Raw genomic sequence first — 255 nt, forward strand, 5'->3', positions numbered from 1 at the left:
TGGTTGGCGAGAATCAGCGACTCAAAGCCGCCCCACGAATAGGCCATACTGAACAGGCTGAAATTGTCGAGATACTCCGCCAGTTCGGCATCATTGAGGCGCTTGCTGAGCACAAACGAGAATAGCCCGCTGCTGCCGGTGAAATCACGTTTCCAGAACTCATGACCTTTACTGCCGGGCAGGGCGGGGTGGTTTACCCGCGCCACCTGCGGGTGCTGCGCCAGCCACTCGGCGATGCGCAGGCTGCTTTCATGA

Annotated in this window: 1 protein-coding gene; it reads right to left on the minus strand. The window is 58.8% G+C overall.

The annotated features are described in order from the left end of the window. A partial coding sequence (locus ACX9YW_RS23260) for a PLP-dependent transferase (RefSeq protein WP_460351129.1) occupies window positions 1-255 on the minus strand: 255 nt, incomplete at both ends.

Source organism: Pseudoneobacillus rhizolycopersici (genome assembly GCF_054786815.1).